The organism is Psychromonas arctica DSM 14288, assembly GCF_000482725.1.
GTDB classification, from domain to species: domain Bacteria; phylum Pseudomonadota; class Gammaproteobacteria; order Enterobacterales; family Psychromonadaceae; genus Psychromonas; species Psychromonas arctica.
Genome location: NZ_KI519478.1, coordinates 1 through 8366 on the forward strand (window position 1 = coordinate 1; position 8366 = coordinate 8366).

At 38.9% G+C, this 8366-nt stretch carries 7 protein-coding genes; 2 read left to right on the forward strand and 5 right to left on the reverse strand.

Translation table 11 applies throughout. The annotated features are described in order from the left end of the window. The coding region (gene tnpC / locus H592_RS22340; RefSeq protein ID WP_037071848.1) for an IS66 family transposase at positions 1-1254 on the forward strand (1254 nt) is incomplete at its 5' end. An 83-nt stretch (positions 1255-1337) separates the two neighbouring features. On the opposite strand, the gene H592_RS0113475 is transcribed toward tnpC, so the two are convergent. From H592_RS0113475 to H592_RS0113495, 5 genes are all read right to left on the reverse strand, one after another. After that, positions 1338-2330 (reverse strand): glucokinase, encoded by a 993-nt coding sequence (locus H592_RS0113475; protein WP_028869225.1) that lies wholly within the window; start codon positions 2328-2330, stop codon positions 1338-1340. A 217-nt stretch (positions 2331-2547) separates the two neighbouring features. Then, complete coding sequence (locus H592_RS0113480) at positions 2548-3345, reverse strand: endonuclease/exonuclease/phosphatase family protein (RefSeq protein WP_051369200.1); 798 nt, start codon at positions 3343-3345, stop codon at positions 2548-2550. A 109-nt stretch (positions 3346-3454) separates the two neighbouring features. Next, entirely contained in the window at positions 3455-5083 is a 1629-nt protein-coding gene (locus H592_RS0113485) for a PTS transporter subunit IIBC (RefSeq protein ID WP_028869227.1), read from the reverse strand. Between the two features lie 59 nt (positions 5084-5142). After that, complete coding sequence (locus H592_RS22345) at positions 5143-6876, reverse strand: glycoside hydrolase family 13 protein (RefSeq protein WP_051369177.1); 1734 nt, start codon at positions 6874-6876, stop codon at positions 5143-5145. Between the two features lie 67 nt (positions 6877-6943). Then, positions 6944-7912 (reverse strand): LacI family DNA-binding transcriptional regulator, encoded by a 969-nt coding sequence (locus H592_RS0113495; RefSeq protein ID WP_028869228.1) that lies wholly within the window; start codon positions 7910-7912, stop codon positions 6944-6946. Between the two features lie 137 nt (positions 7913-8049). Here H592_RS0113495 and H592_RS22350 point away from each other — a divergent pair. Continuing rightward, positions 8050-8366 (forward strand): IS1 family transposase (locus H592_RS22350; protein WP_211235671.1); only part of this gene is annotated, 317 nt, incomplete at its 3' end.

Genomic DNA, 8366 nt, shown 5'->3' on the forward strand with positions numbered 1-8366 from the left:
CCATCAAGTGACCCTAATAGAGAAAAGTCCCCAAAAAATAATAGTTCAAATACAACTGGTGGGCAAAAAGGCCATAAAGGGTCAACGCTACCACTTGATACTAATCCAGATATCGTCCATAAGTTACCAGTCGATAAGGCCCTTCTACCAAAAGGGCATTACAAAGAAGTCGGCTATGAGACGCGTCAAATTATCGATATCGAATTTGTACGGGTTGTTACTGAATATCAGGCCCAAATACTCGAAAATGAAGTTGGAAAACGCTTTGTTGCGCCATTCCCCGATGGTGTTAACAGCCGTATTCAATACGGAAATGGGTTAAAAGCGCATGCTGTTTATCTTTCTCAATATCAATTACTCCCTTATGAACGTATTCGTGAATATTTTACCGACCAGTTAGGTATTCCTCTGAGTAGTGGTAGCCTTTACAACTTCATTAATAGTGCCTATAGCAAGCTTGAAACGCTTAAAGTACCTGAAATAATTAAAACCAATTTGTTGAATGAGCCAGTACTGCATGCCGATGAAACCGGCATTAATATTAATGGAAAGAGGCAGTGGCTACACAACGCTTCATCATTGAATTGGACTTATCTGGCGGCACATGAAAAACGGGGACAAGATGCCATGGAGCACATCGGTATCCTGCCTCATTTCAACGGGGTGATATGCCACGACCATTGGAAACCGTATTACCGTTATCATTGTCAGCACGCATTATGTAATGCACACCATTTACGAGAACTAACGAGAGCTTATGAACAAGATGGTCAAGTATGGGCTGAAAGCATGCGTCTATTTTTAATTAATTTGAATCAATTAGTGGGTGATACAGAGGGTGTGCTTACTCAAGAAAAACAAGCAGAAACTATTAGTCAATACCGAGTTATTTTAAAAGAAGGTGAGAAAGAAAGTCCCCCACCAATACCAACTACCGGCCAACGAGGCAGGGTGAAAAAAACAAAATCTAGAAATTTACTTGAGCGTTTACAAAATTATGAAGATGACGTACTCAGGTTTATGATCGATAAAGCCGTACCTTTTACTAATAATCAAGGCGAAAATGACTTGAGGATGGCAAAAAAAGTTCAGCAGAAGATCTCGGGCTGCTTCAGGAGCGAATATGGAGCAGAAATGTTTTTTGGTCTTCGTAGTTACTTATCAAGCTGTAAAAAGCAGGGAGTAAGTGGCTCTACTGCTTTAACGCTATTGTTGAATGGCATGCTACCTAATATTTTTATCCCTGCAGAGTAGTTACGTTCGTATTACCCTTTTTTAACTCATGGCGGATTCAACATTTACTTTGCATTATAAATTTAGGCCTTTAATAGCCAGCCCTATTCGTCATGAATGCCTCCCTCTAATGCATCATTATTTAACAAACCTAACTCTTGACGAAGATAAACACTCGCCCCCAATAACCCAGGGTTATTATGGGTAATTAAAAAAGTTGGAATAGATGATAAGTACGCTTTAAAACGCCCTTTATCTTCAAAGAAATGCCTGAACTCGCTAGATTGAAAGAACTCAGCAAAGCGAGGTACAATACCGCCCGCAATGTAAACACCTCCTGTACAAGCTAGGTTTAATGCAAGGTTACCAGCAAAACTGCCCATCACTTGACAAAAAACATCCAGACTTCTTCGTGCCATATCACAACTGCCGTCTAATGCCGCTTTAGATACCTCTTTCGGCTGCTCAAATTTAACTTCACGTTTAGATAAAGCACAAAGACTTTGGTATAAATTGACTACCCCCTGCCCGGACAAAATACGCTCTGCAGAAACGTGACCAAATTGCGCTTGTAGTAAACATAAAATTTCAGCCTGTTCTGCTGTATTAGCAGTGAAGCTTACGTGTCCACCTTCACCATCTAAACTAATCCATTTATCCGCCGATTTAATTATGTGTGAAACACCGAGCCCAGTCCCAGGACCAAAGATAGCCGTTACAGCATTCTCTTTACATTCACCACCACCTACTTGTATTTTTTCTACTGAAGAAAGAAATGGTACCGCTAATGAAATTGCGGTGTAGTCATTGATGACATATAACGACTCTAATTTTAATTTTTCTTTAAGTGCTTGCTTAGAAAAGTCCCAACTTAAATTGGTCATCACAACATGATCATTTTCAACGGGAGAAGCAATACCAATACAAAGGTGTTTCACTTCACCTTGTAATATTTCAAAGTATTGAGTCAGTGCAACTTCAAGTGTTATAAATTCGACACAAGAAAATTCCTTTAATTGGCTCAACTTTCCCGTTTTAAGATCACAAACAGCAAGTCGGATGTTTGTGCCACCAACATCAGCAACAACAGATAACATTTTTTCTCCTTTAATAATTTATAGTTATACCAAATGTGATTCATACCATTCCGCTTAATAAAATGGTCATATTTTGCATAGTAAAAATAGTTAAGGTCAAGGCGGATTGGTATCAGTATTAGTTTTTATATAACATGCGATGAGTTCTAAAATAAACAGACCTATTATTAATTTCATAGATACTCTCTTTGCAAAGGAATCAATGAATTAATAAAGACTAAGCCACTTCCACTTCAACCAACACCCCAAAGTGATCCGACACAATCGGATAAAAATCGTTATTAAAAATCGTTTGATGCTGCTTTACCACAACTAATTGATTGCTAAGAATAAAATCAATCCGTAAAGCCTGGCTGTTTTGCTCCCAACCATCAATATTTTTAATCACAGTGATACCAGCATCTTTTTTTTCTGCCATTTCATAACAATCAATTAAACCGCGCTGTAATACATAATCATAACCTTCATTGCGTATATGGCTCGGGTTGTTGAAGTCACCTAATAGAAAGCTCAACCCTGTTGATAATGTCGCCGTGATACGGTTGATCTGATCCTCAAATGGGTTCTCTGAGTCATTCCACCAGCCACAATGACAATTATAAAAATCGAATTCACCTTGTTGAGAAGCGACTTTAATACGCACTGAACGCCTATTTTTCCAACAGTTCACATCATAGTTATCACTTAAGTCAATGACCTCATGTTCGAGAATGGGCAGTCGCGTCAAAAATGCGACACCCTCTTGATATACTTCATAACTTTGGTGAACAAAATCCCACGTAAGTTGGTAGTGATAACCGTATTCCGTCAGTTTTTGCTGTAATAAATAACCATAGTTATTAGCTAACACGGTATGATTACTTAATATACTGGCATCAACGACCGGGCTATCTTGGCATTGATTAACCTCTTGTAATGCAATCACATCGCACCCTTGTTCAATAATTGCTTGCGCTACTATATCCAACTTTTCTAGTTGTTTATCTTCTTGCCAACTGTGGGTATTTAGCGTCATTAATTTCATTTATTATTCACTCATGTAATTTACTGAGGTAAAACGCAGCACCAATACTGCGTTTATCGATATTGTTCGCTTGTTATTCACACCTAACAGAGAGAACGAATTACGCTGATTGCGCTGAAAACTTATCAAGTAACCTAGATTTAATTACATCCACTCCAGGACCATAAATAACTTGCACACCCTGTTCTTTGATCACTAATCCAAGTGCTCCCGTAGATTTCCATGACGAATATTCAGCAACCAATAGCGGATCATTAACCGTAAGACGCAAACGAGTCATACAAGCATCAATCTCAGCAACATTTCCACGCCCCCCTAAATTTTGAATAATAATGTCAAGTTTCTCATCTTGCGACATGGCTTCTGCATTTTCATCTAGGTAGTTACCCTTACGCCCTGGTGTTGGTAAATGAAACTTCACAATTAGCAAACGGAACAGCGCATAGTTAACGACAAAGAAAACAATACACACCAATGCAAAGCGAATTAAATCCCCCCCTATGCCCGCTGAAATCATCATTGGTATACGCGTGAGTAATTCAATCAAACCAAAAGCATGTACACGTAGGTCCATAACATCCACCAACGCAAATGCAATACCTGTCAACACCGCATGTGCAACATACAACACGGGAGCAATGAACATAAACATGAATTCAATCGGTTCAGTCACGCCCGTTAATAACACAGCAAGACACGCAGATAAAAACATCGGTTTATATTGCTTACGTTTATCATTATCAACACAGTGATACATCGCAAGCCCAATACCAATCAATGATGACGAAGCTATAATTACTTGGCCCGCTTTAAAACGTGCTGGATGCACAGTATCCAATAAATGCTGGTAAGTTGCCGGATCGCTTAATTTAAGATTATTTAAATCACTTACCCAAGCAAGCCATAATGGATCTTGACCATAAACACTTGAACCCGCACTCGTCCCTGTCAAAAGTTCATAAGAACCACCCAACTCGGTATAGTTCATTGGAATTGTTAAGGTGTGATGTAAACCAAACGGCAGTAATAAACGTTCTAACGTACCATACAAGAAAGGAGCAGTGATGGGCGCACTGTCTTTAGAGGTTGCAATCCATTGACCAAAATCATTGAGTGCACCTTGAATTAAAGGCCATACTATCGATAAACCAAGTGCAATGATCACCGAATAGAAAATTACCATAAAAGGCACAAAACGCTTACCGTTGAAAAATGCTAATGCCTCAGGTAGCCGAGAGAAATCATAGTAACGGTTATATAAGTTGGCACCTAAATAGCCGGATATAATGCCGATAAAAACCCCCATATTTAGCGCAGGAGCGCCTAAAATATTAGTGAAAAATTGAGAGACAGGCAGCTCAGTTCCAAATAAACTCATCACAGTCGCATGAGGGTCACTCAGCATACTGTTATCTACGCCCAGTATTACCCCAGTGATACGGTTAATTAATATGAAGGCAATGAGCGCAGCAAATGCCCCGCCCGCACGCTCTTTTGCCCACGAACCACCAATAGCAACAGCAAATAACAGGTGGAGATTAACAATAATTCCCCAACCAATATTCTCCATAATATGGCCCATTATTTCAATGGCACCGATACCACCAGCATACATTGCAACGACTTTGCCTAATGAAATCATAATACCCGCAGCTGGCATCACCGCGATAACAACGATAAGGGATTTACCAAATCTTTGCCAAAAATCAAATGATAGTAATTTACTCATAACTCATTCCTTAGTTGAAATGCAGGTTAACGTCATCAACGGCCTGCAATAAATATAATTTAATGTTTTCTTACAAATATATACGCAGCATAAGCGGGGGCTATTTGCGTGGTTATAAAATCCGACCGAATGTGTTCATTATTGATAGTTTGGTTATCAAGCATTAACGTCCCTAACTGTGCACTGTCGATATTAACGATGCCCTCTTGTGCACTTAAATTGGTAATAATGGTCCATGTCATATCTTGATCAATGCGTTGATAAGCATAGATATTAGGATCGTCAGGCATCAACAATTGATAACGACCAACCACCAAACTTTCATTTGATTTACGCAGGGCAATCAATTGCTTATAAAAATTCAAAATCGAGTTTGGATCTTGCTGTTGTTGTTCAACATTGATATCGGTGTAATTTGGATTTACAGCAAACCAAGGCGGCACCTCAGAAAAACCAGCAAAAGCGTGCTTATTCCATTGCATTGGTTGACGACTATGATCACGGGATACTTGATTTAACAACGCCAATATATTTTCGTCGGTTTGTCCTTTTTGCTTTAACTTTTCACTTAAATTTCTAGCAGATACATCATTAAAGTCGTTAATAGAAGTAAACTGATTATTTACCATGCCTATCTCTTGGCCCTGATAAATAAACGGGGTACCTTTCATCAAAAAATAACAACTTGCTAAAGCGGTAGCACTGCCATACCAATAATCAGGATGAGCAAAGGTATCAATACTACGGGCTTGATCGTGATTCTCTAAATAAAGTGCGTTCCAACCTTTGCCTTCTAATGCATTTTGCCAACGCGATAAAATTTGTTTAAATCCCACTAAATCAAAACGCTCGCGACTTTGCTCTTCTGACCATAATTTCATGTGTTCAAATTGAAAAATCATATTAAAAACACCGCCTTGCTCATGTTCGTTGGCTTCGGCAACCCAAGTTAATGCGTTTTCTGCAGTGACTCCATTTGCCTCACCAACGGTAACAATATCAAAGGGTGCAAACGCCTGCTCTCTTAGCTCATATAGATGCTTATCAATACCTTCAACATTCATGTGATAGTCAAATGAAGAGACATAATGTTCACCCTTTGGATTGGGTAAAGAGGGTAAACCAGCTTGTTTCTGAATATGGCTAATAGCATCCACCCGGAAACCATCAATACCACGAGCCAACCACCAATGAATCATGTTAAATAATGCTTGTTTAACGTCAGGGTTTTCCCAATTAAGATCGGGCTGCTTTTTAGAAAATAGGTGCAGGTAATATTGCGCAGTTTTGGCATCATATTCCCATGCACTACCATGAAAAATACTTTCCCAGTTATTTGGATCGCGAGACGGCTTTTCAGCTGTAGGCTCACAACCATCGCGCCAAATATACCAATCACGTTTGGGGCTCTCTTTGCTTTTGCGAGACTCAATGAACCATGGATGCTCATCACTAGTGTGGTTGATCACCAAGTCCATAATAATACGAATGCCAAGATCATGAGCAACACTGATTAATCGGTCGACATCCTCAAGGGTTCCAAAGTCAGGATGAATTGCTTGATAGTCACTAATATCGTAACCGTTATCATCATTCGGTGATTCATAAAATGGACAGATCCATAATAAATCAATACCCAAATCAGCAAGGTAATCCAGCTTGGCAATGATACCCTCAATATCACCAATACCATCTTGGTTTGTATCATAAAAACTACGAGGATAAATTTGGTAGGCAGTCGCTTTCTTCCACCACGCAAGTGGTTTTGAATGCATATTATTGGTGTGCTTCATCTACTTCATTCTGCATGTGTTATCGTTAACACATATGGTGAAGTTGAATTTAATTAGATGCAATACATTATTCGATAAACTGGGAGCTTTCTCTCATTTTTATATTGAATTGACCTTCAACTGAACTGAAATCACGCTTAATCAATTTTGTAACGGCTTGGTAGCCCACTTGATAATAATTAAAAGCAACAGTACTAAGACTTGGTACTAATAAATCACTGTATTCATAATCCCCTATGCCTACAATCCAAAGGTTATGACCAATTTTTAGTTGCTGTTCTTTGGCGCGGCGATATAAACGAATGGCAATATTATCGGTGGCACAAAAATAGACATTATTGGGCTGCAATTGAATTTCTTGGTATCCGGTTTTTTGCTCCGAATTAGCCAATGCTTGCAACGAAAAATTCAACTCTGGTACTGCGTCAGTAATGCTTGTTTGCATCAATTTAGTACGGCTTGATAGCATGCGTTCATCATAAATATAATGCACGGCTGCGAGTGGTGCCTGCTGCTGTTTTAACTGTTCGATGGTTTGTGAGACTAACGCTTTAATTGCGGCCTGTTCAGGGTAATACAAACAGCAATGATCGGGGGTGTTTTTACCAATAAATAACACATTTTCTAAGGTTTTATAAAAAGGCTCTTCGACACTGTGCTTTGAAGCAATAATGATAGTGCCCAATGCATTTAAGCCATTAAACTCTCTCACGGCTTGGCATTCTGACTCATGGTTAAACCCTGTGGCATGAAACAGCATTCGGACTTGTGATTCATTCGCCGCAGCCAGGGCACCTTTAATCACTAAACTCGTTGTATATGATTCAATCCGAGGAGAAACGAAACCAATAATATTAGATTGGCTACGAATTGAGCGAGCAAATATATTAGGGGTATAATGACTTTCTTTGACGATAGCATCAATTTTAAGGCGATTCTCAGCCGAGACATAACCGTCATTAAAATAACGTGACACGGTCATTGTTGAGATCCCAAGTCGTTTTGAAATCTCCGCCATAGTCATTTTTTTACTCATCACATTTTTTCCATCAAGAATATATTATTGCCATATTATCCAATATATTGGCTGACAACACAGTAAATAAAAGGCTCTGTTCCTGTTAATTGTTGTCTATACTTATAAGTGATCATAACGTATTAAAGGTAAAGACTATGAATACTAAATCGTTCGTTCAAAACCTTAACCAAATAACTACAACACTTATATCCATGACACCAGCGCAAAGAGAGGTAGTTCATCAATCAATTCGAGCATCCCAAGTCGAAATGCCCACCAATGAACTATTTCAACCTATTTTTGATACCTCCTCTTCTTGCCCTCATTGCACTTCAACACATTTAAGAAAATGGGGAAAGTCAGGAGAAACACAAAGGTATCGATGTAATCATTGCGCTAAGACCTTTAATATTAAGACAAAAACACCGTTAGCTAGATTAAGAAAATGTCATCTATGGGAAGAGTATGCACG

Bases quoted from the DNA above. Each gene is read 5' to 3' on its own strand.
- H592_RS0113475 (WP_028869225.1), bottom strand. From the start codon at position 2,330: ATGTTATCTGTTGTTGCTGATGTTGGTGGCACAAACATCCGACTTGCT.
- H592_RS0113480 (WP_051369200.1), bottom strand. From the start codon at position 3,345: ATGACGCTAAATACCCACAGTTGGCAAGAAGATAAACAACTAGAAAAG.
- H592_RS0113485 (WP_028869227.1), bottom strand. From the start codon at position 5,083: ATGAGTAAATTACTATCATTTGATTTTTGGCAAAGATTTGGTAAATCC.
- H592_RS22345 (WP_051369177.1), bottom strand. From the start codon at position 6,876: ATGAAGCACACCAATAATATGCATTCAAAACCACTTGCGTGGTGGAAG.
- H592_RS0113495 (WP_028869228.1), bottom strand. From the start codon at position 7,912: ATGAGTAAAAAAATGACTATGGCGGAGATTTCAAAACGACTTGGGATC.